Below are 23,166 nucleotides of genomic sequence, written 5' to 3'. Positions count from 1 at the left end.
GGGGAGAAAGTCACAATAAGTCGCAGAGCCTGAAAGGCATGTCGTCGCCGAAGGGCCGATGTCGGAAATTTCCCGATTGTGCCGCTTTGCGGCGTGGCCGATAGTCCCGGACGGTGCACAAGCGCCCAAGGGGAAACCCCACCACAGGGAACCGACCGTTCGATGAAACGCTACTCCGTCTTCGCCCTCGCCAGGGAAGCGATGCGACACCAGAAAGGGTGGGAGCGCGCCTGGCGCTCGCCCCAGCCGAAACCGAGATATGACGTGGTGATCGTGGGCGCGGGGGGGCATGGTCTTGCCACCGCCTACTATCTGGGCCGGAATTTCGGCGTGCGGAATGTCGCGGTGATCGAGAAGGGCTGGCTCGGAGGCGGCAACTCCGGGCGGAACACCACGATCATCCGGTCCAACTACCTTCAGGATCCGTCCTCCGCCATCTTCGAGAAGGCGCGCAAGCTCTATGAGACGCTGAGCCAGGACCTGAACTACAACGTAATGTTCTCTCCCCGCGGCGTGATGATGCTGGCGCAGACCCCGCATGAGATGCGGGGTTACCTGCGGACCGTGCAGGCCAACCGTCTGCAGGGCGTGGAGACGGAATGGATCGGGCCGGAGCGGGTGAAATCGCTGGTGCCCATCATGAATATCGACGGGCCGCGCTATCCGGTTCTCGGCGCGCTCTGGCAGCCGCGGGGCGGAACCGCGCGGCATGACGCGGTGAACTGGGGCTATGCGCGCGCCTGTTCCGCCATGGGCATGGACATCATCCAGCAGTGCGAGGTGACGGCCATCCGCTCCGCCAACGGGCAGGTGACGGGGGTAGAGACGACGAAGGGCCGGATCGACTGCGGCAAGCTCGGCATCGTCGTGGCCGGGCATTCCGGTGTGCTGGCGGAGATGGCGGGCTTCCGCCTCCCCATCGAGTCGCTGGCCCTGCAGGCGCTGGTGTCGGAACCGATCAAGCCGGTGCTCGACACGGTCGTGATGGCCAATACGGTGCATGGCTACATCAGCCAGTCAGACAAGGGCGAACTTGTCATCGGCGGCGGCACGGACGGTTTCGTGAACTATGCGCAGCGCGGCTCCTTCCAGCACGTGGAGGAGACGGTCCGCGCGCTGATCGAGACCTTCCCGATCATCTCGCGCCTCAGAATGATGCGGCAATGGGCAGGGATCGTGGACATGACGGGCGACCGCTCGCCGATCCTGTCGGCCACGCCGCTCGGCAACTGCTTCGTCAACTGCGGCTGGGGCACGGGCGGGTTCAAGGCGATCCCCGGCTCAGGCTGGGCGATGGCGGAACTGATTCACAAGGGCGCGCCGGGGCCGCTGGCCGCCGAATTCGGGCTCGGCCGCTTCCGCGAGGGGCGGTTCATCGACGAAAGCGTCGCCGCTGGCGTCGCGCATTGAAAGACCGGCAATGCTGATCCTGACCTGCCCCTACTGCGGTCTCCGCGCGGAGGAGACCGAGCTTCACCCCGGCGGAGAGGCGCATCTGATGCGTCAGGGCCCCGGTTCCGACGATCCTGTCTTTGAGGACTACCTCTTCAACAGGCGGAACCCGAAGGGCGTGCATTTCGAGCGCTGGCGCCATGCCTACGGCTGCGGCAAGTGGTTCAACGCCGCGAGGGACACCGTGACGATGGAGGTGTTCGGCACCTATCCGGCGCAGGTGCCGACCCCTCCCGCCGATCTCATCGCGCATATCAGGGAGCGCCGCCCGGACTGGACTTCCCCCTTTGCGGAGGTGGAGGCATGAGCGCGCGTCTTGCTGCCGGCGGGCGGTTGATCGACCGGACGCGGCCCATGACCTTCACCTTCAACGGACGCGCGCTTACGGGGTATGCGGGCGATACGCTGGCCTCTGCGCTGCTTGCGAACGGGCAGGTGCTGGTGGGGCGGAGCTTCAAGTACCACCGGCCCCGCGGCTTTGTCGCCTCAGGCCCGGAGGAGCCGAACGGGCTGTTCGGCATCGGGCGCGGCGGGCGGTTCGAGCCGAACCAGCGCGGCACCACGGCGGAGCTTTTCGACGGGATGACCGCCGTCAGCCAGAACCACTGGCCGAGCCTCGCCTTCGATATCGGGGCGATCAACGGACGGCTGTCGAAGTTCTTTCCGGCGGGCTTCTACTACAAGACCTTCATGCATCCCCGCCGCGCGTGGGAGAAGCTGTTCGAGCCGGTGATCCGTCACAGCGCGGGCCTTGGCAAACCGCCCGCGGAGCCGGATGCGGATCGCTACGAACACGTTCACCGTCACGTGGATGTGGTGATCGCGGGCGGCGGCATCGCCGGGCTTCAGGCCGCGCTGGTCGCGGGGGAGGCGGGCGCGGACGTGCTTCTGCTGGAGCAGAGCGCCACCTGGGGCGGTCGCGCTCCGGTGGACGGAGAGGAGATCGAGGGCCGCCCCGCAGCCGAGTGGGTTGCTGCGACGCTGGCCCGGCTCTCCGCGCTGCCGAATGTGAGCCTGCGCCTCCGCACGATGGCGGCGGGGCTTTACGATCACGGCTACCTGGTCGCGATGGAGCGGCTGGCGGAGCATACGCCGGGCGACGGTCGGCCGCGGCAGCGGCTCTGGCGCATCCGGGCGGGTCAGGTCGTCATGGCGACAGGGGCGATCGAACGGCCCGTTGCCTTTGCCGGGAACGACCTGCTGGGGGTGATGCTCGCCTCTGCCGGGCGGGATTTCCTGGTGAACTGGGGCGTGGCGGTGGGCCAGCGGGTGATCCTCGCGACGGCGAATGACGACGCCTATCGGAGTGCCATCGCACTTGCCGAAGCGGGGGTGACGGTGGTGGCGGTGGTCGATGCCCGCCCCGCCGCCATCGGACCGCTGCCGGACAGGGCGCGGGCGCTCGGCATTCCGGTTGAGACGGGTCGTGGCATCGTGCGCGCCCTGGGCGGCAAGCGGGTGACGGCTGTGACGCTGGGGGTGATCGACGGCACCGGGGTGGAAGGGGAGCACATTCCCTGCGATGCCGTGCTGATGTCTGGCGGTTGGTCGCCAGTCGTGCATCTGTGGAGCCAGGCGGGCGGCAAGCTCTTCTGGGATGGCCAGCTTGCCATGTTCCGTCCCGATGCCCTGCGTGCGCCCACGGGCGACCGGGGCCAGATCGTCGCCATTGCCGCGGGCGCCGCGAACGGCGCGCTCTCGGCTCAGACGACGCTGGCCGACGCGACGGCGGCCGGGCGGCGTGCCGCCATCGCCATGGGCCGCGAGGTGGGGGAGCCAGATCTGCCGGTCGCCACATCGCCGGAGGAGAAGCCGCTCCGCCCGCTCTGGCATATGCCGGAGGCGGCAGGCCCGGCCTTGCGGGAGAAGATGTTCCTCGACTTCCAGCATGACGTGAAGGTCTCCGACGTGGAGCTTGCCGCGCGCGAAGGCTATGAAAGTGTGGAGCACACCAAGCGCTATACGACGCTCGGCATGGCGACGGATCAGGGAAAGCTGTCGAACATCAACGGCCTTGCCATTCTGGCGGAGGCGCTGGCCGCGCCCATTCCTGCCGTCGGAACCACGACCTTCCGCCCGCCCTATACGCCGATCTCCTTCGGGGCCATCGCGGGTGAAGCGCGGGGCGAGCTGTTTCAGCCGCTGCGGCGGACCCCCATGGATGACTGGCATGCGGAGCATGGCGCGCATTGGGAGCCGGTCGGCCAATGGCGGCGGCCCTACACCTATCCGCGCAAGGGAGAGGATCACGCCGCCTCCGTCGCGCGGGAAATCCGGTCCACGCGGGAGCGGGTCGGGGTGCTCGATGCCTCCACCCTCGGCAAGATCGTGGTGAGCGGGCCTGACGCCGGGCGGTTCCTCGACATGATCTATACCGGGTTGATGTCGTCGCTTGCGGTCGGCAGATGCCGTTACGGGCTGATCTGCAATGAAAACGGCTTTCTGATCGACGACGGCGTGGTGGCGCGGCTGTCGGAGGACAGCTTCCTCGTCCACACCACGACAGGCGGGGCCGATCGCATCCACGCGCATATGGAGGAATGGCTCCAGACCGAATGGTGGGACTGGCAGGTGTTCACCGCCAACGTGACCGAGCAATACGGCCAGATCGCCGTGGTCGGGCCGAAGGCGCGAGCGGTGCTGGAAGCCCTCGGCGGTATCGACGTCTCGCGAGAGGCGCTGCCCTTCATGGGCTGGGTGGAGGGGGATCTGGCGGGCCATCCGGTGCGGATCTACCGCATCTCCTTCTCGGGTGAACTCTCCTTTGAAATCGCCGTGCCTGCCAGCCGGGCGCGGGCGCTGTGGGATGCGGTTCTGGCGGCGGGCGCGGAGCACGGGATCACCCCCTATGGCACCGAGGCGCTGCATGTGATGCGGGCGGAAAAGGGCTTCATCATGATCGGCGATGAGACGGACGGCACGGTCATCCCGCAGGATCTGGGGCTCGGCTGGGCGATCTCGCGCAAGAAAGCCGATTACATCGGCAAGCGGGCGCAGCAGCGGAGCTTCATGGACAACCCGGACCGGTGGCAGCTTGTCGGTCTGGAAACGGTCGATGGCTCGGTGCTGCCAGATGGCGCGCTGGCCCCGCTCGGGGCGGAGAATGCGAACCGGCAGCGCCGGGTGCAGGGCAGGGTGACGTCCACCTATTTCTCGCCGACGCTGGACCGTGGAATCGCGCTCGGCCTGGTTCATCGTGGCGTGGACAGGATGGGTGAATTCATCGCGTTTCAGGGGCCGACAGAGGACGCGCCCCTCGTGCGGGTGCGCATCGTGAACCCGGTATTCCTCGACGTCGAAGGAGCGCGGCAGAATGTCTGATCTGGGGATCCTGGCCTCCGAAGGTTATGTGAGCGTCGTGGAAGCGCCGACGCCCGGCATGGTGACCCTCCGTTGCCGGGACGGTGCCGCACTGACGGCGGCGCTGAAAGGGGTGGGCCTGACCTTTCCCGATCACCGCGGACGAAGCGTGACGGAGCGGGGCGAAGTGCTCTGGATGTCACCCGACGAGCTTCTGTTGCTCCTGCCGCCGGAAGACGTCGCGCGCATGATCGCAGCGCTGGGGGAGACGCTCGGCGGAGTGCCGGCTCTCATCGTGGATGTCTCGGACGCCCGTGTCATGTTCCGGCTGACCGGTGCGGGGGCCGGGGAGGTTCTGTCCAAGATCAGCCCCGCCCTCCTGCCAGCGCGGGGAGAGGTGAGGCGCAGCCGTATCGGACAGATCGCCGCGGCCTTCTGGCGCTCCGGCGACGCGGAGATGACGGTGATCTGTTTCCGGTCCGTCGCCGGATATGCGCGCGACCTGCTCTCCCATGCCGCGCGACGAGAAAGTCAGATCGACCCTGTCTGACACATATCGGGGGAGCATCTCCCCCGCAGCCCCTGTCCGGCGTGCAATTCCACCCCCGGTTGCCGCCAGCCCATCGCCCGAAGGAAAAGACCATGCCGCCCCGCAAGATCATCATCGATACCGACCCGGGGCAGGACGATGCCGTCGCCATCCTGCTCGCCCTCGCCAGCCCCGAGGATATGGAGGTTCTTGGGATTACCGTCGTAGCGGGGAACGTGCCTTTGCCGCTGACCCAGCGGAATGCCCGTATCATCTGCGAACTTGCCGGACGGCGCGACATGAAGGTCTTTGCGGGTGAGGCGGCGCCGCTGTCCCGGCCTCTTGTCACCGCCGAGCATGTTCACGGCAAGACCGGGCTGGATGGCCCGCAACTGCCCGAACCCACCATGTCCCTGGCGGGGGAGGATGCGGTGGGCTTCATCATCGACACGCTCCGCTCCGAACCTGCGGGAACGGTGACGCTCTGCCCGCTGGGCCCGCTCACCAATATCGCCACCGCTTTTCGCCGTGCGCCGGATATCGTGGGGCGGGTGCAGGAAATTGTTTTGATGGGAGGGGCGTATTTCGAGGTCGGCAACATCACCCCGGCGGCTGAATTCAACATCTACGTTGACCCGGAGGCGGCGGACGAAGTGTTCAGGTCCGGTGCGAAGATCGTCGTGCTTCCGCTTGATGTCACTCATAAAGCCATGACAAACAAGCGTCGCGTCGATGCATTCCGGGCGCTGGAGACAAAAGTGGGCCGCATGGTCGCGGCATGGACGGATTTCTTCGAGCGGTTCGACAAGGAGAAATACGGCGGAGAAGGCGCACCCTTGCACGACCCCTGCGTCATCGCCTGGCTGATCCGGCCCGAGCTGTTCTCCGGCCGTTTCATCAACGTGATGATCGAGACGAAGGGCGAGTTCACCACCGGCATGACCGTCGCCGACTGGTGGGGGGTGAGCGGGCGGGAACCCAATGCCCTGTTCCTCGGCGATGTGGACGCCGAGGGGTTCTTTGGACTGCTGACGGAGCGGCTTGCCCGCTACTGAGGGCTCAGGCCGTGGCGGGTTTCAGCCCGCCGCGCGCGGCCCTTGTCCCGCGACGCCCGTACCGCGAAATGCCAAGGTCGGAGGCATCGATTTCCGTGGGGCGGCGGGAGACGATATCGGACAGCACCTTGGCCGAGCCCATGGACATGGTCCAGCCGAGCGTGCCGTGCCCGGTGTTCAGGAACAGGTTCTGCACCGGCGTCCGGCCTATCACGGGCGTGCCGTCGGGCGTCATCGGCCGCAGGCCCGCCCAGAAGGTTGCGGCAGCCATGTCGCCCGCGCCTCCGAATAGCTCTCCCACCGATTTCTCGAGCGTCGCGCGGCGGCGGTCGTTCAGCGAGGTGTCAAAACCCGCGATTTCTGCCAGCCCGCCCACACGGATGCGATCCCCCAGCCGGGTGATCGCGACCTTGTATGTCTCGTCCATCACGGTCGATTCCGGCGCTTTGGCCGCATCCATGATCGGGATGGTGAGCGAATATCCCTTCAGCGGATAGACCGGCAGCTTCATCCCGAGCGATTTCACCAGCGCCGGGGAGAAGCTGCCCATCGCCACGACATAGGCATCCGCCACCATGGGCCCTTCGGAGGTCTGGATCGCGACGATCCGATCACCTTCCTTATCCAGCCCCTTGATGGTCACACCCTGTTTGAAGGTCACGCCGAGCGCCTTGGCCATCTCTGCCAGCCGGTTGGTGAACTTGAAACAGTCGCCCGTTTCATCCCCCGGCAGGCGCAGACCGCCCGCGATCAGATGCCTGGAGCCGGCGAGCCCGGGTTCGTGCGACAGGCACTCCTCCGCGCTCAGCAGTTCGAACGGAACCCCGTCCTCCCGCAGCACCTCGATATCCTTCTGAAGCCCGTCGAGTTGCTTCTGGCTCCGCAGGAGCTGCAAGGTGCCCTGCGTCCGTTCGTCATAGGAGATGCCGGTTTCCTGCCGCAATGCCGCAAGCCTGTCGCGGCTGTATTCGGCGACGCGAACCATGCGGCCCTTGTTGAGGGCATAGGCTTCGGAGGTGCAGTTGGAGAGCATCTGCCCAAGCCAGCCCGCCGCCTTCAGCGAGGCGAGCGGGTTCAACACCAGGGGCGCATGCCGCTGGAAGGCCCATTTCAGTGCCTTGAGCGGAATTCCCGGCGCAGCCCAGGGGGTCGAATAGCCCGGAGAAACCTCACCGGCATTCGCAAAGCTCGTCTCCAGCGCGGGACCGGCGGACCTGTCGATCACCGTCACCTCATGCCCGGCGCGGGAGAGTTCCCAGGCCGATGTCACGCCAATCACGCCTGATCCGAGAACAATGACTTTCATGGTTGCGAACCCCTGTTGTGCTTGAAAGACAATATGGGGCATCAGCCATGAAATTTCCCGGCAAAGACTCCCGTTGACGGCGGCATTCGTCGAAGTAAACACGATGAAATTCCCATGCCGTCGAACAATATTCGATCATCATCATTTATGGCGCAACTATTCCCCATCCTGTTTCCACCGGCCCGCCTTGCGGCTTGCGCTTGACCCGGTCCGCTGTTCGACTAAACCCGCTGGCATGGTGCCCTTGGATAAGCTCGACCGGATCGACCGCCGTTTCCAGTTTCTGGAGGCGAAGCTGAACGGTGGCGCCAGCCCAGCGGAGATCGCATCCCTCGCTCGCGAATATGCGGAGCTGAAGCCCGTCGTCGCCCGGATCGCCGATTATCGCCAACTTTTGCGCGATCTGGAGGAGGCGGAGACCCTGCTGGCGGACCCGGAAATGCGGGCGCTTGCAGAGGATGAGATTCCCGCTCTCCGCGCCGCACGGCCCGCACTGGAGGAAGCTTTGCGCATCGCGCTGTTGCCAAAGGATGCTGCCGATGCGCGTCCCGCAATGCTGGAGATACGTCCCGGAACGGGCGGGGAGGAGGCTGCGTTGTTCGCGGCTGATCTCCTGCGCATGTATCAACGCCATGCCGATCGGCAGGGCTGGCGGTTCGAGGTGCTCGACCTTCAGGAAACCGAGCTTGGCGGGGTAAAGGAAGTCGTGGCCTCCGTGCAGGGAGAAGGCGTATTCGCCCGGCTGAAATATGAAAGCGGTGTCCATCGGGTGCAGCGGGTGCCCGAGACCGAGTCCGGTGGCCGTATCCACACCTCCGCCGCCACGGTCGCGGTGCTGCCGGAAGCGGAGGAAGTGGATATCGATATTCCCGCGGCCGACATCCGCATAGATACGATGCGGGCATCCGGCGCCGGTGGGCAGCATGTGAACACAACCGATTCGGCTGTGCGGATCACCCACTTGCCGACGGGGATCGTGGTGACCTCCTCCGAGAAATCGCAGCATCAGAACCGGGCGATTGCGATGCAGGTGCTCCGCGCTCGGCTCTACGATCTTGAACGGCACCGCGCGGAGGAAGCCCGCGCCGCCGACCGCAAGGCCCAGGTCGGCTCCGGCGACCGGAGTGAGCGGATCCGCACCTACAACTTTCCCCAGGGGCGCATGACGGATCACCGCATCAACCTTACCCTCTATCGTCTGGATCAGATCATGGATGGCGATCTGACGGAGATCATCGACGCGCTGGTTGCCGCGGACCAGGCAGCCAAACTCGCCGAGATGGAAGGGTGAGAGCGGCGGACCTGTTGCCGGCGGCGGCGCGCCGCCTTGCCGACGCCGGTGTGGCCGATCCGGCACGTGATGCGCGGCGGCTGCTGACCTTTGCGTTGGGTGTGGCGCCGGATAGGCTCATGCTTCACCTTCACGATCCCGTAGAAGATGCTGTTATTACGAAGTTCAACGCGGCGATAGATGAGCGTTCCAGACGTCGCCCGCTCTCCCAGATCGTCGGAGAGCGACTGTTCTGGGGGCGGAGTTTTCACGTAAACCGTGACGTGCTGGACCCGCGACCCGAAACGGAAACGCTGGTGGAGCTTGCTTTGGCCGAGCCGTTCGGTGCGGTGCTGGACCTTGGAACCGGATCGGGAGCGATCCTGCTGACCTTGCTGGCGGAGCGGCCGGAGGCGAGAGGGCTGGGCGTGGACGTGAGTCCTGCGGCGCTTGCGGTGGCGCTGGACAACGCCTCGCGGCTGGGTGTTCTTGCAGATTTCATAGTGTCCGACTGGTTTTCCGACGTCAGCGATCAGTTTGATCTCATCGTGTCCAACCCGCCCTATATCGCGGCAGCCGAAATGGCGTTACTTGACCCTGAGGTGCGTGACTGGGAGCCGCATCTGGCGCTTACGCCCGGGGGAGACGGGCTCGACGCCTATCGCCGGATCGCCCGTGGGGCGTCTGCACATCTGAAGCCGGGGGCGCGCGTCATGGTGGAAATCGGCCCGACGCAGGGCAAGGATGTGGCCAAGCTTTTTCGTGATGAGGGGTTTCAATCGGTAAATATCGCCCCAGATATGGACGGAAGGGACCGTGTCGTGACGGCGCGGTGACCCGGTAAGGTGCAAATGCGCCAATTCTCGGGTGGCAGGCAGCAGAAAGTTGCACTGAAGCCCAGAATTCACTTGTTTTGTCGAAGTCCCCGTGTTTATTCGGCCCTGCGCAGAGGAAACCCGTTTCGAGGTTGACCGGCGCGAATTAGCCAAGAGCACGGACCGGGATCTTGCGGCGCGGCGCTGCCGCGGTTCTGACGGACCCCAGATCAACGCTGGAAACACAGTACACATGAGATCATCCAAGTCACGTTCGCGTTCGAAGTCGAACCGCCCGCGCACGATGGGAAATATCGTGAACCGGGTCTTCGACAGCTCCGGGCCTGAGGGAAAGGTGCGGGGCACGCCCCAGCAGATTATCGAGAAATACCTTATCCTTGCGCGCGATGCCCAACTGTCGAACGACAGGGTTGCAGCGGAAGCCTTTCTCCAGCATGCCGAGCACTACACCCGCATGTTGGGAGAAGCGCAGCGCGAGCTTCAGCGGGAAGCCGATGCCCGCCGCGAATATCAGGAAAGCAACGGCCACCATAACCAGCAGGGCAACAGCCAGCAGGGCAATGGTGGCAACCGCGACGGTCAGCGCGACTATCGCGATCAGGGGCAGCAGCCCCGCCGTCACCGCGAGGATGAGGGTCGCTCACAGGAGCAGCCCGCTTTCTACACCCCCTCGCAACGGCCTGCGACGGATTCCTCCGCCGACGTGATCGAACTGGATGGCGAAGGGGACAGCGGTCTCGTCGTGACGCCGGAGATGCAGGCACCCGCTGCCCCGCGGCCGGAACCGACCGCCGAGCAGGAGGCGCCCGCAGCGACGGCACCGCGCGCCGACGTCAACCCGGCGGAAGCTGCGCAGGAGGCGCCCGCAGCGGAGCCTGCGCCGGAGGTTGTCGAAGCACGTCCGCGCCGCACGCGCACGCCCAAGGCCGTGCAGCCGTCGGAAGACGGGGGTGAGGCCAAGCCGCGCCCGCGCCGCCGCTCTCCCACGCGTAAGAAGTCGGAAAACAGCGAAGCGCCTGCAGCCGAATGACGGCGCAGGTTCTTTGTGGATCAAGCAAAAAGCCGGGCAGTGACGCCCGGCTTTTTGCTTGAAGCCTTAGCCGAAAGTTCGGGAAAGGGCGCAGAACTGCTCCAGAGAGAGCTGCTCCGCCCGTTCGGTGGGTTTGATGCCCACGGAGAGCAGACGATCCTCGATATCCGGTGCGAGGCCCTTGAGGCTGGAGCGCAGCATCTTTCGCCGCTGGTTGAAGGCAGCAGCGACAACGCGCGACAAGATGGCGGGATCAGCCGGGTAGGCGGGTTCGGCCCGCGCGACGAGATGCACGACCGAGGAATGCACCTTGGGCGGGGGGGTGAAGGCGTCGGGCGGCAAGGTCATGACGATCCGTGCCTCCGTCCGCCATTGGGCGAGCAGGGCCAGGCGCCCGTAGGCAGGACTGCCGGGCTTGGCCACGATCCGCTCGGCCACCTCTTTCTGGAACATCAGCGTCAGGCTCTGCCAGAACGGCGGCCATTGCGGTGGCGTGAGCCAGCGGACCAGCAGCTCCGTGCCCACGTTATAGGGCAGGTTGGCGACGATGCGGATGGGCGGGGTCAGGCGTCCCGTCAGGTCCACCGTGAGCGCATCCCCCTCCACGATGTCCAGCCGGCCGGGGTAGTGCGCCGCGATTTCCTCCAGCGCGGGAATACAGCGGGGATCCTTTTCGATGGCGAGCACGTGCCGCGCCCCTTCCGCCAGCAAACCGCGCGTCAGCCCGCCGGGGCCGGGGCCGACTTCCAGCACATCCGCTCCGGTCAGATCGCCAGCAGAGCGCGCGATCTTCGCCGTCAGATTGAGGTCGAGCAGGAAGTTCTGGCCGAGCTGCTTGCGCGCCGACAGGCCGTATTCCGCGATCACCTCGCGGAGCGGCGGCAGGCCGTCGATCGCGCTCACGTCCGGCGGGTCCGGGAAAGTTCCGCCGCCATTTCCAGCGCCGCGATGAGGCTGGCGGGGTCAGCCACCCCCTTGCCCGCGATGTCGAAGGCGGTGCCGTGGTCGGGCGAGGTGCGGATGAACGGCAGGCCCAGCGTCACATTCACGCCATGGGCGAAGTCGATCGTCTTGATCGGGATCAGCGCCTGATCGTGATACATGCAGATCGCGGCGTCATATTTCGCCCGCGCCGCGGGGTGGAACATCGTATCTCCGGCAAGCGGTCCGGCGAGCGAGTAGCCCTCGCTGCGGAAGCTCTCGATCACCGGCAGGATCGTCTCGATCTCCTCCCGCCCCATGGCGCCACCCTCACCGGCATGGGGGTTCAGCCCGGCGATGGCGATGCGGGGGGCGCCGATGCCGAAGTCCTGGCGGAGTGCGTTGTGGGTGATCTGGATCGTCTCCGTCAGCAGGCGCCGCGTGAGTTGCTGCGGAACCTCGGCCAGAGGGATGTGGATCGTCGCGGGCACCACGCGCAGAGCGGGGCAGGCGAGCATCATCACCACACGGCTCACGCCCGCAAGATGCGCGAGATATTCGGTATGTCCCGGAAAAGCGAAACCCGCCCCGTCCTGCAATGCCTTCTTGCTGATCGGCGCAGTGCAGACCGCCCCCGCCTCACCCGCCTGAACGAGCTGCACGGCGCGGGAAATGACGTCGATCACACTGCGGGCGTTGCGCGGGTCGGGATTGCCGGGAATGGCCGGGCCGTCGAACGGGTGCGGCAGGACGGGAAGCCCATGCATCGCGGCGCGCTCGGCCTCCCGCGGGTGGCCGATCTCGCGCACGGGCGTCCCCTTCGGCAGATGCGAGGGGTCGCCGATCAGGAAGAAGGGCAGGCGGCTGCCGATCTCCTCCCAGGCGCGGGCGGCGATTTCCGGGCCGATGCCCGCAGGCTCGCCGCAGGTCAGAGCGATGGGGAGGATGTCAAAGCTGCTCATTGGCCACGGATGATCGCATTGGCGCGAAGTTCCGCAAGGTAGTTGTCCGCGAGCTTGCCGGCCCGCTGGTTCAGCAGTTGCGTGCGGACCTGATCGCGGTTGGGCGGCTCCGCCTGTGTCAGCGTGCGGCTGCACAGCATCAGCACCCGCAGCGAGTCGCCCTGGACGAGGCTGGTGGAGGTCTCGTTCTGGTCGAGGCGCGCGAGTTCCATCGCGACGTCGGCTGGCAGCTGGCCGGGGCTGGCGCTGTGGCGCTGCACGGCGGCCGGAGCGCCCCTGAGTGCTGCGTAAAGATCGTCGCAGCTATCGACGCGGGCGCGGAGCTTTGCCGCCTCCTCCACTGTTTCCGGCGCATGACCATTCGCCAGAAGTACTTCCGCATAGTCGAGCGTGGTGGCGGCAGGCGCTGGACGGGGGGTGTCCCGTCGTTCCCTCAGGAAGAAGATGGCGATGGCGTTCGGCACCTGCACTTCGCGCGACATCTGCCCGGGCCGCATGCCGTCCAGGACTTCACGGATCTGCGGGGGCATGTTCGCCTCCCGGATCCACTCGAGCCGGCCGCCCTGCTCGCGCGATTGCGAGGCGGAGAAGCGGCTCGCCGCTTCAGCGAAATCGTTGCTGTTATGCACGTTCTCGCGGATCAGGTCCGCGATCTGGCGGCTTTGTTCCGCATAGGGCGCAACGGTGGGAAGGATGATCTCCGACAGAAGGATTTCCCGCTCCGGCCGGATGGATTCGACCTGCAGGGCGCGATCGATATCGGCCTCGGTGACGGTGACACGCCCCCCGAACCGCGTCCGCACCACTTCCCGCCAGATCAGTCCGGCGCGCACGAACTCCCGGAAGGTTTCCTCCGACACCCCCACGCCCGCGAGGCGCTGGGTGAGTTGCTCGACGGTCAGTTGCCCGCGTTCGGCAAATTCCCGCATGCCCGTTCGAAGCTGATCGTCGGTGACGCTGACTTTCTGGATCCTGCCCGCGATGAGGTAGAGCCGATCATCGATCAGCGCCTCCATCGCCTGCCTCTCCGTCAGACCACCCGCGCCGAGCTGCTGCATGAACAGCATCCGTTGCCGGAGTTCGAATTCGGTGATTGCGGCGCCATTCACATAGGCACGCGCGGTGAACAGCCCCTGCGCCACGGCGGGAGCGGGGGACATGGCACCGAAGGTCAGGGCCAAAGCGGTAGCAAGCGGGATGAGGCGCATCGGTCGTCCGTTCTGCTCTTCCTCGCCGCGCGGGCGCGGCCGGTTCTCGCGCCGTTCAGCCGGCGCAGGTTCTTGTCACGGGCGGGCGTCGTCCGCCATTGCCGAAGCCCAGAAGCTCCACCGACAGATCGACCCGGGTGCTGGTCTCATCGCCGAGCGAACTTGTCAGGCGGTGGGAAACTTCCAGATCCACCTGAACGCATTCGTTGCGATAAACCACTCCGAGCGCTGCGCGTGCCGCCCTGTGCTCCGAGAAGTCATAACGCCATTCCGAGGTCCCGGTCCAGCGGTCGTTGAAATCATACTCCGCGTCCCATGCCCAGACGGAGCGCGAAGTTTCGCGCATCTCCCGCTGATCCGCATCCAACCAGACAAAACTCGTCGCCAGATTCATCGGCCCCCGGTCATAGCCCAGACGGAACTCATTCTTGGAAAAGTCCAGCAATCCTTCGAACAGAGACCGGTTGACGAGGCTGATCCCGTTGCCCCAGTCGAGCCGGACGGAGGTCAGCCAATCCGATCCTTGCCCGTCGAGGCCGCTCGCCGGGCTGAATTGTTCCTCATCCCCGCTCCAGCGGAACACACGACCCGCGGTGATGCCGAGCGTCCAGCCCGCCGGATCGATACGGGTCCATGTCGCGCCCAGATTTGCCCGCCAGCCTTCCTCATAGGCGTCCTCTCCGGGGAATCGGTCGAGGGAGAACAGGTTGGCTTCGTCGAACTCGACGAGCAGGCTGTCCTCGTTCAGCGGGCTGCGACGGCCTTCGGGGCTCCAGACGACCTGAGCCATGGGTGTCAGCACCTCACTGCCGCCGCCCGCGGTGCTGCGAACGAAGGGCCAGCTCAGCTTGGTGCCGAAGGTGGGTACGACGCGGGTGAACTCCGGGTCGCTTTCGGGTGTATTGCTGAACCAGAAGGCATCGGCCCGCAGATCGCCCGTCGCCGTAACAACGAGACCGGGAGCCGTGACCCAGTCGCGCTGCCAGTTGCCGTAAAGGCTGAAACGCCGCATGTCGCGACCATCCGCCACTCCGTCGCCGTTCAGATCATAAAGCGAATCCGAGCGATTGTGATAGGTCATCACCTGTGCCCCGAATGTCGCGATGCCGCCCGCCTCCGGCACGGGCATCCGCCGCTCCCATGTTCCGTCGAGCATGAGATTGGGCAGAACGGAGTTATCCTCGGCCTCGCTGAGAGACCGGTAATGCAGGGCCTCAAGGCTGATGAGTTCATCCCGCCGTGCGCGGTAAACCTGAACGGTGGATTCGAGCCGGTCCTTGTCATCCAACTCGTAATCATTGAGGAAATTGGGGTCACTGATCGAATAGACGTCAAATTTCATCGTGAACTGGGCGGGAAACGCGAGCTGGCCTTCTCCCCGCAGGTAGTGGCGGAGCGAGGGGCCGTTATCGAGATCGTCGGTGGCGATTGCACCCGTCCATTCCATCCAGCCGCCATTCAACGCCTGACGATAGGTGTTTTCGACCATGACAGCCCCGCCCGTGGTCACCAACGGGGCGATTTTCAGGTCGGCATGGTCACCCAGCGGCAGGAAGTAGGGCACCTGCATGCCATAACCAAGATCGCTCTGATGAAAGAACTTCAGCGGCAACAGGCCGGGCGCGCGGTCAACGCTCGGGTCCGGCATCCGCAGGCTTGGCAGATACATCACCGGAACGCCCATGACGCGGAAGGTGGCATCCTTGAAATACATCAGCCGGGTTTCCTGATCGTGCAGCACTTCCGCCGACCGGATCTCCCACAGCGGCACCTGCCGCCCGCCCGGACAGACCTGGCAGGAGGAGGCCACGACGCGCGTCATCTTGGTATAGCGCCCGCCGGTTCGCGCGATCTCGTTGGCGGCGATCTGCATCTGCTGATCGAGCACGATCCGCGCGCTTTTCAGCACACCGCGGGTGAGGTCGGAGGACAACTCCGCGCTGGAGGCGAGGGCGATCTGGTCCGGCCCCTCAACCAGCGTCATCGGGCCTTCGATCGTCACCTCGTCCTGGTTGCGGTCGTAGAGGATACGCCGGGCTTTCAGCGTGACCCCCTGCCAGAGCACCTCCACATTGCCCTGCGCCAGCAGCCTGTCATCGGACAGGATGCGGACATCGTCGGCAACGAGCGTCGCAAGTCCGTCTTCCGCGCTTGCGGGAGAAGCAAGCGCCGTGGTCAGAGCAAGCGCCAGAAGGCGGGTGAGGGCGGGACGCGACTTCATCCGTCCTCCATGTGAAGCAGAAGCCCTGCCGAAAAGAGCAGCCCTGCGACGGGCGGGCCCCAGGCCGCGAGCAGGACGGGAATCTGGCCGTTGTTGCCGAGTATCTGCGCGAAATTCCGCAGGAAGAACAGAGCGAAACCTATCAGAACAGCGATCAGCACCTTTACGCCCGTCCTGCCGGCGCGGGCGGGCTGCATCGTGAAACCGGCCGCGATCTGGATCATCGCGACGATGAGGAACGGTGTCGCCAGCTCCATATGGAAAAGCACCTGGTGACTGCGAGAGGAGAAACCCGCCCGCTCCAGCCTCCGGATCTGTTCCGGCAGTTGCCAGAAGGAGATCATGCCGGGGGCTTCGAAGCTGTTGCGGATTTCCTGCTGGGTCAGGTTGGTGTTGAGAGTCAGTGTCTCATGCCGCTCCGCATCCCGTTCGGGATTGGGGGCCTCCATCGGCCAGTCCTTCACCCCGGTAAGCTCCCAGGCCCCGCGGCCCAGCACCGCATGTGCGGCCTCCACGCGCCGGACGGGGGTGCCTTCGGTATCCAGACCGATGAAGATGGCGTTGAACAGCTCCGTCCCGTCCGGGGTGGCGCGGTCGGCCCGGATCACCCACTGCCCCGCCCGATCCCCCTGACGGAGCCAGATCGCCTCTCCGCTGACGGAGACGATGTTCTCGTCCCCGCCTTCAGGGGAGGCATCGGCCTTGCGGCTGGTGGCCGAAGCAATGGGGTTGAGCACCGTCACCGCCAGCATCCCGACGATTAGCCCGCCGATCAGCGCAGGCGACAGTGCCGCGAAAACCCAGACCCCAACGGCGCGGATCACCACGAGCTCGCTCGTCCTTGCAAGCGAAAGGAACAGCGCGATCGAGGCCAGCAACACCACCAGCGGGAGAATTTCGTAAACGCCCTGCGGGCTGTGCAGGAACGCGATCCAGGCGGCGTCCGCCAGCCCGCCACTGGCTCCGCGCCGGACCTGCTCCACCAGATCAATGAGGAACATGATGCCGAAGAACACCAGAAATGTCCCCGCAACGGTCAGCAGGAATTTCCGCCCAAGATAGAGCCAGAGCGTCATGCCGCCGCCTCGCTGCGTTTGGGATGGGGTCTGACACGGCGGGAGCGTCCCGCCCAGGCCAGCATCGCCACCGAAATCAGCGCGCCGATGACAGGGGCGGCATAATAGGCGGGCCAGTAGGACGCCTTCCTGAGCGCGAGATTGGTGAAGGCGTTGTCCAGAAACTGCACCAGCACCAGCATGAGAATCGCGCCGAGCACCTGCCGCCACAGGCCAAACCTGCTGAAGGCGCCGAGAAGCAGCGTGGCGAAGCCGATCATCGCCGCCACGGGTGCCAGAAACGGCGCGGAGAGACGGCTCTGGAGTTCGCGGAACGGCGCTGCGGGATCGGGGTTGCGCAGATTGGCGATGACCTCGTCCGAGGGATTGATGAGCATCGACGTCGGCAGGCTGCGGACATCGGTATAGATGCGCCTGTCGTCCCGCATCAGCGCGCCGATGTCATAGGTGAAGTCGTCGAATCGCATCACGGAGAGCCGCTGGGTGCGACCCTCGCGCGACTGGGCCATGCCGTCCAGCATGATAAGCAGCGGCCCCTGCGGTCCGCGGGCGAACAGGGCGCGCTTGGCAGTGTAGAACGTCAGATCGTCAGGTTGCCTGTTGTCCGACAGGAATACATCCCGCAGCTCTCCGGTGGAGGAGATGTCGCGGATGTAGAAGGTGATGCCGTCGGAAGGATGCAGGAACTGCCCCTCCGTCAGGAACCGGGCCGAGACGCTCTCCGAGATCTCGGTGCTGCGCTCGGAGAAGCGCTCCCGGCTCGCGGGCACGAGGTAATGCGCGAGGACCGACAGGATCGCCGCAACGATCAGTCCGAAGATCAGCACCGGCCGCGCAAGGCGAAAGGGAGAAAAACCCGTCGCCTGCATGACGACCAGCTCGCTCTCCGAGGCGAGGCGGTTGGTCACGAAGACCGTGGCCGCAAAGGCGGAGAGCGGCAGGACGATTCGGATGACGTTCGGAAGGCTCAGCGCCGAGAGTTCGAAGAACACCAGCGCTGTCTGCCCCGATCCTATGATCTGATCGAACAGCGAAACCGCGCGGTTTACCCAGTAGACGGCGACGAGAATGAGAGAGAAGAAGCCGAACACCGCCAGAAGCTGCGACAGCATGTATCTGTCGAATCTGGGCACGCCGGGAGGATCCTTCTCTGCTCGCCGCTCTGCTCGGCGGGTGTGGGGCGACGCTAGCTGAAAACGGGGGGACGGAAAACTGCTATCTGGCCATTCCGGGGCGCGGGCACTAGCCTCGCGCGGACCGTTGCCGTCCTGCGTCGCTTTTTGCGCGCCGGAGCGGCCAGTTTCAGACCGGAGACCGCCATGACCTCACCCGTTGCCATCCATTTTCGCGAGATGTCCTCCGAGGGGCTCGCCGCCTTTGAGGGACGCATCGTCGTTCTGATCGATCCTTCGGGCAAGCCGGATGCCACGGTCAGGCCGCTGAACCGGCTTGTGAAGGGAGCGATCGAGCGTTTCGCCTCCTCCGAGGCGTTCGAGAAGATGAAACCGGGCGACGCCGTTGATCTGGCCTGGCCCGCGGGCATCGGGGCGGAGGCGGTTCAGGTGGTGAAGCTGCCGCGGAAGCCGGAAGCGGCCATCGCCCGGAAGGCCGGCGCGGCCATCGGGCGGGGTGTCGGGCCGAAAGGGGCGATCGTGCTTGTCGGCGGCAATGGCGGCGCGGCGGAGCTTTCCTTCGGGCTCGCGCTCCGCGCCTATGATTTCGGCCTCTACAAGTCCGAACCGCCCGCGGAGCGGGGCACCGTCACGCTGATGGTCGCCGACCCGGAGAAGGTCGCCGCCGCCGCGCAGCCCATGGCCGCGTTGGCGGAGGGGGTGTTTTTCACCCGCGATCTCGTCAATGAACCCGCCAACGTCCTGACCACCAGCGATTTCGCCGCGCGTCTGGCCGCGATGCAGGAACTCGGGCTGGATGTGGAGATACTGGAGGAGGCCGATCTTGCCGATCTGGGCATGCGCGCGCTGCTGGGCGTGGGGCAGGGGTCGGAAAGCCCCTCGAAGGTCGTCGTCATGCACTGGCGGGGCGGAGAGGCGGGCACGCCGCCGCTTGCGCTTGTCGGCAAGGGGGTGGTCTTCGACACGGGCGGTATCTCCCTGAAGCCGGGCGCCGGCATGGAGGAGATGACCATGGACATGGGGGGCGCGGGCGTCGTGGCGGGCGTCATGCGGACACTCGCGCTGAGGAAGGCGCGGGCGAATGTCGTGGGTCTCGTAGGCCTGGTGGAGAACATGCCCGACGGCAAGGCACAGCGCCCCGGCGATGTGGTAAAGTCCAAGCGCGGCGTGACGATCGAGGTGAACAACACGGATGCCGAGGGTCGCCTCGTTCTGGCCGACGTGCTCTGGTATGCGCAGGAGCGGTTCCAGCCCTCCGGCATCGTCGATCTCGCAACCCTGACGGGCGCGGTGATCGTGGCCCTGGGGCATGAGATGACCGGCGTCTTTTCCAACGACGATGCCTTCTGCGATGCCTTCCTCGCGGCGGCGAAGGCGGAGGGCGAGGGCGCGTGGCGGCTGCCTCTGGGCGATGGTTACGACCGGCTCATCCGGTCCAACATCGCCGACATCAAGAACTCTGCCGGACGGGAGGCGGGATCGGTCACCGCAGCACAGTTCCTCCAGCGGTTCATCGCCGACGGCACACCGTGGATCCATCTGGACATCGCGGGCACGGCGCATGTGAAGCGCGACACCACCGTCGGACCGAAGGGCGCGACCGGCTGGGGGGTGATGAGCCTCGACCGGCTGATCCGCGACCGTTACGAGTCGTAGGACGGGTGGCTGCGCTTTTCTATCACCTGACGCGATCCCCGGCAGAAGCGCTTCTGCCGGTTCTCATCGACCGGTCGCTGAAGGCGGGCTGGCGCGTCGCCGTGCGGGGAACGCGGCCGGACAGGCTCGCGTGGCTTGATGAAAGGTTGTGGCTGGAGCCGGAGGACGGCTTCCTTCCGCATGGCCTTCTGGGGGGGGAATGGGACGCGGCGCAACCGGTTCTGCTCACGCCCGGGCCGGTGACGAACGGTGCACGCTGCCTGATGTGCATCGACGGCGCAGAGGCGGAGCCCGAGGATGCAGCGACACTCGACCGGGTGTGCATCCTCTTCGACGGAACCGATCCCGGAGCGGTGGAGGGCGCGCGCGGCCAGTGGCGCCGTCTGACCGGCGCGGGCGTCAGCGCGCAATACTGGAGCGAGGAAAGCGGCCGCTGGGAGAAGAAGGCGGAAAGCTGACCCTCCTCGGGCAGGCCGCCGCTCCGGCCGCACTGACGGTGCCAACCCTCTCCGCGAAGGACTTCGCTTTCGTTCCGGCCTACGTAAGGCAGAGTTTTCGCCGCCCTGCAGGTTTACTGCGGGCGGCGAAACCGGGCGCGATCACGCGCCCGCAACGATCCGCTGCGACTCGCGGCGGGTGGAAAGTTCCGCTGACACGAGGAAGGCGAGTTCCAGGGCCTGATTGGCGTTCAGGCGTGGATCGCAGGCCGTGTGGTAGCGGGAGGACAGGTCCTCGTCCGTCACGGCCCGAACCCCGCCGGTGCATTCGGTGACGTCCGCGCCGGTCATCTCAAAATGGACGCCACCTGGGATTGTGCCTTCGGCGTTGTGGACGTCGAAGAATTCCCGCACCTCGCGGAGCACCGATTCGAAGGGGCGCGTCTTGTAGCCGGAAGCCGATTTGATCGTGTTGCCGTGCATGGGATCGCAGGTCCAGACCACCTGCGCGCCCTCTTCCTGCACCGCGCGGATGAGCCGGGGCAGATTGTCGCCAACGGTGCCTGCGCCGAACCGGGCAATCAGCGTCAGCCGCCCGGCCTCGTTCGTGGGGTTCAGCTTGGCAAGCAGGCGTTTCAGGTCATCGCTGGAGAGCGACGGCCCGCATTTCAGCCCTATTGGGTTCTGCACACCGCGGCAGAATTCCACATGCGCGCCATCGACCTGCCGGGTGCGGTCTCCGATCCAGATCATGTGACCCGATCCGGCGACAGGCAGGCCGGTGGTCGAGTCGATCCGGCAGAGCGCCTCCTCATATTCCAGCAGGAGCGCCTCGTGGCTGGTGTAGAAATCCACCTTTGCCAGCTCATGCGCGGTGTCGGCATTCACGCCCGCCGCATTCATGAAGTCGAGCGCGTCGGAGATGCGGTTGGAAATCTCCCGGTACCGCTCCGCCGCGTCATGATCGGTGAAGCGGGAGGTGAAGGCATGAACGCGGTGGATATCCGCGTAACCGCCGGTGGAGAAGGCACGCAGCAGGTTCAGCGACGCGGCAGCCTGGGTATAGGCTTGCAGCATCCGCCGGGGATCGGGCGTCCGCGCCTCCGGGGTGAAGTCGAAACCGTTGATGATGTCGCCCTTGTAGGACGGCAGTTCGACGCCGTTCACGATCTCGTTCGGGGCGGAGCGAGGCTTCGCGAACTGTCCGGCCATGCGCCCGACCTTGATGACCGGCACCTTGGCCCCCCAGGTCAGCACAACGGCCATCTGGAGCAGCACCTTGAACGTGTCGCGGATCGCATCGGCGGAGAAGCCGGAGAAGCTCTCCGCGCAGTCGCCGCCCTGAAGCAGAAAGGCCTTGCCCTGCGCCACTTCTCCCAGCGCGCGTTTGAGCTTGCGGGCCTCCCCGGCAAATACGAGCGGCGGATAGTTCCCAAGCTGCGACTCCACCTCCGCGAGAATCGCGGGTTCGGGATAGTCGGGCATCTGCACCCGGGGGCGCGCACGCCAGTCCGACTTGCTCCAGCCTTTGCTCATGATGGCCTCCGCACAAAGTGGCTTGCCGTTATATGGGCGTTGGTCTCATCATGCAAACCCCAATCCCATACGATCGTTCTTAAGACGTGACCTCTTGCGTGGGCAGGAGAGACCTGCTTTTCTTGTCGCGAAAACGCCATGAAGGGTCGCAATCCATGCGCGACGTGAGACCCGACGGGCCCATCGTCTCTGGCCGCTCCCCCGAAGGCCGCCCCCATGAAGACCGCCCAACCCGTGAAGTTGGCAGAAGTGTCGTGAATGGCCGCGCGGGAGAGGTCCAGCCGCGTCGGTTCGTCTTCCTTCTGCTGGACCGCTTCACGCTCATCGCGTTCGCAAGCGCCGTGGAGCCGTTGCGTATCGCCAACATGATGTCGGGGCAGACGCTCTATTCGTGGCAGCTTGCGGGGGAAAACGGCGTGCAGGCGGTCTGTTCCAACGGCTGCGCCTTCCGGGTGGACATGGGGCTCGACGTGCTCGACCGGGAGGAGACGCTGGTCATCTGTGGCGGGCTGGAGATAGAGGCGGCCTCCTCCAAGCGGGTGCTGGCCTGGCTCCGGCGGGAGGCGCGGCGCGGCGGGCGGATGGCGGGGATCTGCACCGGTGCCTGGACATTGGCGCGGGCGGGCTTGCTGGACGGGCGGCGCGCGACGATCCATTGGGAAAATCAGGACAGCTTCATCGAGGAGTTCGAGAACGTCCGGCTGTCGAAGGCCGTCTTCGTCACCGACGGCAACCGGCTGACGAGCGCGGGCGGCACCTCCGCCATCGACATGATGCTGAAGATCATCGCCGACGATCATGGAGAGGATCTGGCCAACGCGGTCGCGGACCAGATGGTCTATTCCTCCATCCGCACGGGGCAGGACACGCAGCGCCTCTCCATCCCCACCCGGATCGGCGTCCGCCACCCGAAGCTCAGCCAGGTCATCCAGATGATGGAACGCAATATCGAGGAGCCGATCAGTCCAACCCGGCTGGCTGAAGATGTCGCGATGTCCACCCGTCAGCTCGAACGGCTGTTCCGACGCTATCTCAACCGCAGTCCCAAGCGCTACTACATGGAGCTTCGGCTGCAGAAAGCGCGGAACCTGCTGATGCAGACCGACATGAGCGTGATCAACGTGGCCCTGGCCTGCGGCTTTGCCAGCCCGTCGCATTTCTCCAAATGCTACCGGGCCCATTACGCGACCACCCCCTACCGGGAGCGGGGCAGTCACGCGATGCGGTTGTCGTTCTGA

General features: G+C 65.7%; 19 protein-coding genes. 11 read left to right on the top strand and 8 right to left on the bottom strand.

Annotated features, from left to right (window positions below; translation table 11 throughout):
- The first annotated feature begins 162 nt into the window (after positions 1–162).
- From CDV49_RS02130 to CDV49_RS02110, 5 genes are all read left to right on the top strand, one after another.
- Positions 163–1,410, top strand: a complete 1,248-nt coding sequence (locus tag CDV49_RS02130; protein WP_088213914.1) for a sarcosine oxidase subunit beta family protein — start codon at positions 163–165, stop codon at positions 1,408–1,410.
- A gap of 10 nt (positions 1,411–1,420) precedes the next feature.
- A complete protein-coding gene (locus CDV49_RS02125; protein ID WP_088213913.1) occupies positions 1,421–1,759 on the top strand; it encodes a sarcosine oxidase subunit delta in 339 nt (112 codons plus the stop codon).
- Positions 1,756–4,773 carry a sarcosine oxidase subunit alpha family protein gene (locus CDV49_RS02120; RefSeq protein WP_088213912.1) on the top strand — a complete coding sequence of 1,006 codons (3,018 nt, stop codon included), beginning with the start codon at positions 1,756–1,758 and terminating at the stop codon, positions 4,771–4,773. The genes CDV49_RS02125 and CDV49_RS02120 overlap by 4 nt, the downstream gene beginning before the upstream one ends.
- A complete protein-coding gene (locus CDV49_RS02115) occupies positions 4,766–5,302 on the top strand; it encodes a sarcosine oxidase subunit gamma (protein ID WP_088213911.1) in 537 nt (178 codons plus the stop codon). Before CDV49_RS02120 ends, CDV49_RS02115 begins: the two co-directional genes overlap by 8 nt.
- Positions 5,303–5,394: 92 nt before the next feature.
- Complete coding sequence (locus CDV49_RS02110) at positions 5,395–6,336, top strand: nucleoside hydrolase (protein WP_088213910.1); 942 nt, start codon at positions 5,395–5,397, stop codon at positions 6,334–6,336.
- Positions 6,337–6,340: 4 nt separating this feature from the next.
- On the opposite strand, the gene CDV49_RS02105 is transcribed toward CDV49_RS02110, so the two are convergent.
- Positions 6,341–7,642: a D-amino acid dehydrogenase gene (locus CDV49_RS02105; RefSeq protein ID WP_088213944.1), complete on the bottom strand. Its 1,302-nt coding sequence runs from the start codon at positions 7,640–7,642 to the stop codon at positions 6,341–6,343.
- 235 nt (positions 7,643–7,877) lie between these two features.
- Here CDV49_RS02105 and prfA point away from each other — a divergent pair, with 235 nt between their 5' ends.
- The 3 genes from prfA to CDV49_RS02090 all read left to right on the top strand — a co-directional run bounded on the left by prfA (position 7,878) and on the right by CDV49_RS02090 (position 10,778).
- Positions 7,878–8,933, top strand: coding sequence for a peptide chain release factor 1 (prfA, locus tag CDV49_RS02100; RefSeq protein WP_088213909.1), 1,056 nt, complete (start codon positions 7,878–7,880; stop codon positions 8,931–8,933).
- Positions 8,930–9,748, top strand: a complete 819-nt coding sequence (prmC, locus tag CDV49_RS02095) for a peptide chain release factor N(5)-glutamine methyltransferase (RefSeq protein ID WP_088213908.1) — start codon at positions 8,930–8,932, stop codon at positions 9,746–9,748. The genes prfA and prmC overlap by 4 nt, the downstream gene beginning before the upstream one ends.
- Positions 9,749–9,980: 232 nt before the next feature.
- A complete protein-coding gene (locus CDV49_RS02090) occupies positions 9,981–10,778 on the top strand; it encodes a DUF4167 domain-containing protein (protein WP_088213907.1) in 798 nt (265 codons plus the stop codon).
- A gap of 66 nt (positions 10,779–10,844) precedes the next feature.
- Here the strand turns inward: CDV49_RS02090 and rsmA are convergent, their stop codons facing one another.
- From rsmA to lptF, 6 genes are read right to left on the bottom strand one after another with little or no spacing between them, the layout of a single operon-like run.
- Positions 10,845–11,681, bottom strand: a complete 837-nt coding sequence (rsmA, locus tag CDV49_RS02085; protein ID WP_088213906.1) for a 16S rRNA (adenine(1518)-N(6)/adenine(1519)-N(6))-dimethyltransferase RsmA — start codon at positions 11,679–11,681, stop codon at positions 10,845–10,847.
- The gene (gene pdxA, locus CDV49_RS02080; RefSeq protein WP_088213905.1) at positions 11,678–12,661 is read right to left on the bottom strand and encodes a 4-hydroxythreonine-4-phosphate dehydrogenase PdxA; all 984 of its coding nucleotides are present in this window, start codon (positions 12,659–12,661) and stop codon (positions 11,678–11,680) included. Before pdxA ends, rsmA begins: the two co-directional genes overlap by 4 nt.
- Positions 12,658–13,869: a peptidylprolyl isomerase gene (locus CDV49_RS02075; RefSeq protein WP_088213904.1), complete on the bottom strand. Its 1,212-nt coding sequence runs from the start codon at positions 13,867–13,869 to the stop codon at positions 12,658–12,660. Before CDV49_RS02075 ends, pdxA begins: the two co-directional genes overlap by 4 nt.
- 55 nt (positions 13,870–13,924) lie before the next feature.
- Entirely contained in the window at positions 13,925–16,090 is a 2,166-nt protein-coding gene (locus CDV49_RS02070) for an LPS-assembly protein LptD (RefSeq protein ID WP_088213903.1), read from the bottom strand.
- Positions 16,087–17,166, bottom strand: a complete 1,080-nt coding sequence (lptG, locus tag CDV49_RS02065) for an LPS export ABC transporter permease LptG (protein WP_088213902.1) — start codon at positions 17,164–17,166, stop codon at positions 16,087–16,089. Before lptG ends, CDV49_RS02070 begins: the two co-directional genes overlap by 4 nt.
- Entirely contained in the window at positions 17,163–18,299 is a 1,137-nt protein-coding gene (lptF, locus tag CDV49_RS02060) for an LPS export ABC transporter permease LptF (RefSeq protein WP_088213901.1), read from the bottom strand. The genes lptG and lptF overlap by 4 nt, the downstream gene beginning before the upstream one ends.
- Positions 18,300–18,485: 186 nt before the next feature.
- Here lptF and CDV49_RS02055 point away from each other — a divergent pair, with 186 nt between their 5' ends.
- Positions 18,486–19,955 (top strand): leucyl aminopeptidase, encoded by a 1,470-nt coding sequence (locus tag CDV49_RS02055; protein WP_088213900.1) that lies wholly within the window; start codon positions 18,486–18,488, stop codon positions 19,953–19,955.
- 5 nt (positions 19,956–19,960) lie between these two features.
- Positions 19,961–20,413, top strand: coding sequence for a DNA polymerase III subunit chi (locus CDV49_RS02050; RefSeq protein ID WP_088213899.1), 453 nt, complete (start codon positions 19,961–19,963; stop codon positions 20,411–20,413).
- 141 nt (positions 20,414–20,554) lie between these two features.
- Here the strand turns inward: CDV49_RS02050 and CDV49_RS02045 are convergent, their stop codons facing one another.
- Complete coding sequence (locus tag CDV49_RS02045; RefSeq protein WP_088213898.1) at positions 20,555–21,928, bottom strand: class II 3-deoxy-7-phosphoheptulonate synthase; 1,374 nt, start codon at positions 21,926–21,928, stop codon at positions 20,555–20,557.
- A gap of 155 nt (positions 21,929–22,083) precedes the next feature.
- On the opposite strand from CDV49_RS02045, the gene CDV49_RS02040 reads away from it, so the two are divergent.
- The gene (locus CDV49_RS02040; protein WP_088213897.1) at positions 22,084–23,166 is read left to right on the top strand and encodes a GlxA family transcriptional regulator; all 1,083 of its coding nucleotides are present in this window, start codon (positions 22,084–22,086) and stop codon (positions 23,164–23,166) included.

The organism is Haematobacter genomosp. 1 (assembly GCF_002196855.1).
Taxonomy (GTDB): Bacteria; Pseudomonadota; Alphaproteobacteria; order Rhodobacterales; family Rhodobacteraceae; genus Haematobacter.
The sequence above is the reverse complement of the archived record's forward strand: the minus strand, read 5'-3'. Positions and strand labels throughout refer to the sequence as shown.

What these genes read in the sequence shown, in the direction of transcription:
- prfA (WP_088213909.1), top strand. Translation starts at nt 7,878, where the DNA reads ATGGTGCCCTTGGATAAGCTCGACCGGATCGACCGCCGTTTCCAGTTT.
- CDV49_RS02045 (WP_088213898.1), bottom strand. Translation starts at nt 21,928, where the DNA reads ATGAGCAAAGGCTGGAGCAAGTCGGACTGGCGTGCGCGCCCCCGGGTG.
- CDV49_RS02105 (WP_088213944.1), bottom strand. Translation starts at nt 7,642, where the DNA reads ATGAAAGTCATTGTTCTCGGATCAGGCGTGATTGGCGTGACATCGGCC.
- pdxA (WP_088213905.1), bottom strand. Translation starts at nt 12,661, where the DNA reads ATGAGCAGCTTTGACATCCTCCCCATCGCTCTGACCTGCGGCGAGCCT.
- CDV49_RS02130 (WP_088213914.1), top strand. Translation starts at nt 163, where the DNA reads ATGAAACGCTACTCCGTCTTCGCCCTCGCCAGGGAAGCGATGCGACAC.
- CDV49_RS02120 (WP_088213912.1), top strand. Translation starts at nt 1,756, where the DNA reads ATGAGCGCGCGTCTTGCTGCCGGCGGGCGGTTGATCGACCGGACGCGG.
- CDV49_RS02055 (WP_088213900.1), top strand. Translation starts at nt 18,486, where the DNA reads ATGACCTCACCCGTTGCCATCCATTTTCGCGAGATGTCCTCCGAGGGG.
- CDV49_RS02115 (WP_088213911.1), top strand. Translation starts at nt 4,766, where the DNA reads ATGTCTGATCTGGGGATCCTGGCCTCCGAAGGTTATGTGAGCGTCGTG.
- CDV49_RS02090 (WP_088213907.1), top strand. Translation starts at nt 9,981, where the DNA reads ATGAGATCATCCAAGTCACGTTCGCGTTCGAAGTCGAACCGCCCGCGC.
- CDV49_RS02110 (WP_088213910.1), top strand. Translation starts at nt 5,395, where the DNA reads ATGCCGCCCCGCAAGATCATCATCGATACCGACCCGGGGCAGGACGAT.
- CDV49_RS02040 (WP_088213897.1), top strand. Translation starts at nt 22,084, where the DNA reads ATGCGCGACGTGAGACCCGACGGGCCCATCGTCTCTGGCCGCTCCCCC.
- lptG (WP_088213902.1), bottom strand. Translation starts at nt 17,166, where the DNA reads ATGACGCTCTGGCTCTATCTTGGGCGGAAATTCCTGCTGACCGTTGCG.
- CDV49_RS02075 (WP_088213904.1), bottom strand. Translation starts at nt 13,869, where the DNA reads ATGCGCCTCATCCCGCTTGCTACCGCTTTGGCCCTGACCTTCGGTGCC.
- CDV49_RS02125 (WP_088213913.1), top strand. Translation starts at nt 1,421, where the DNA reads ATGCTGATCCTGACCTGCCCCTACTGCGGTCTCCGCGCGGAGGAGACC.
- CDV49_RS02070 (WP_088213903.1), bottom strand. Translation starts at nt 16,090, where the DNA reads ATGAAGTCGCGTCCCGCCCTCACCCGCCTTCTGGCGCTTGCTCTGACC.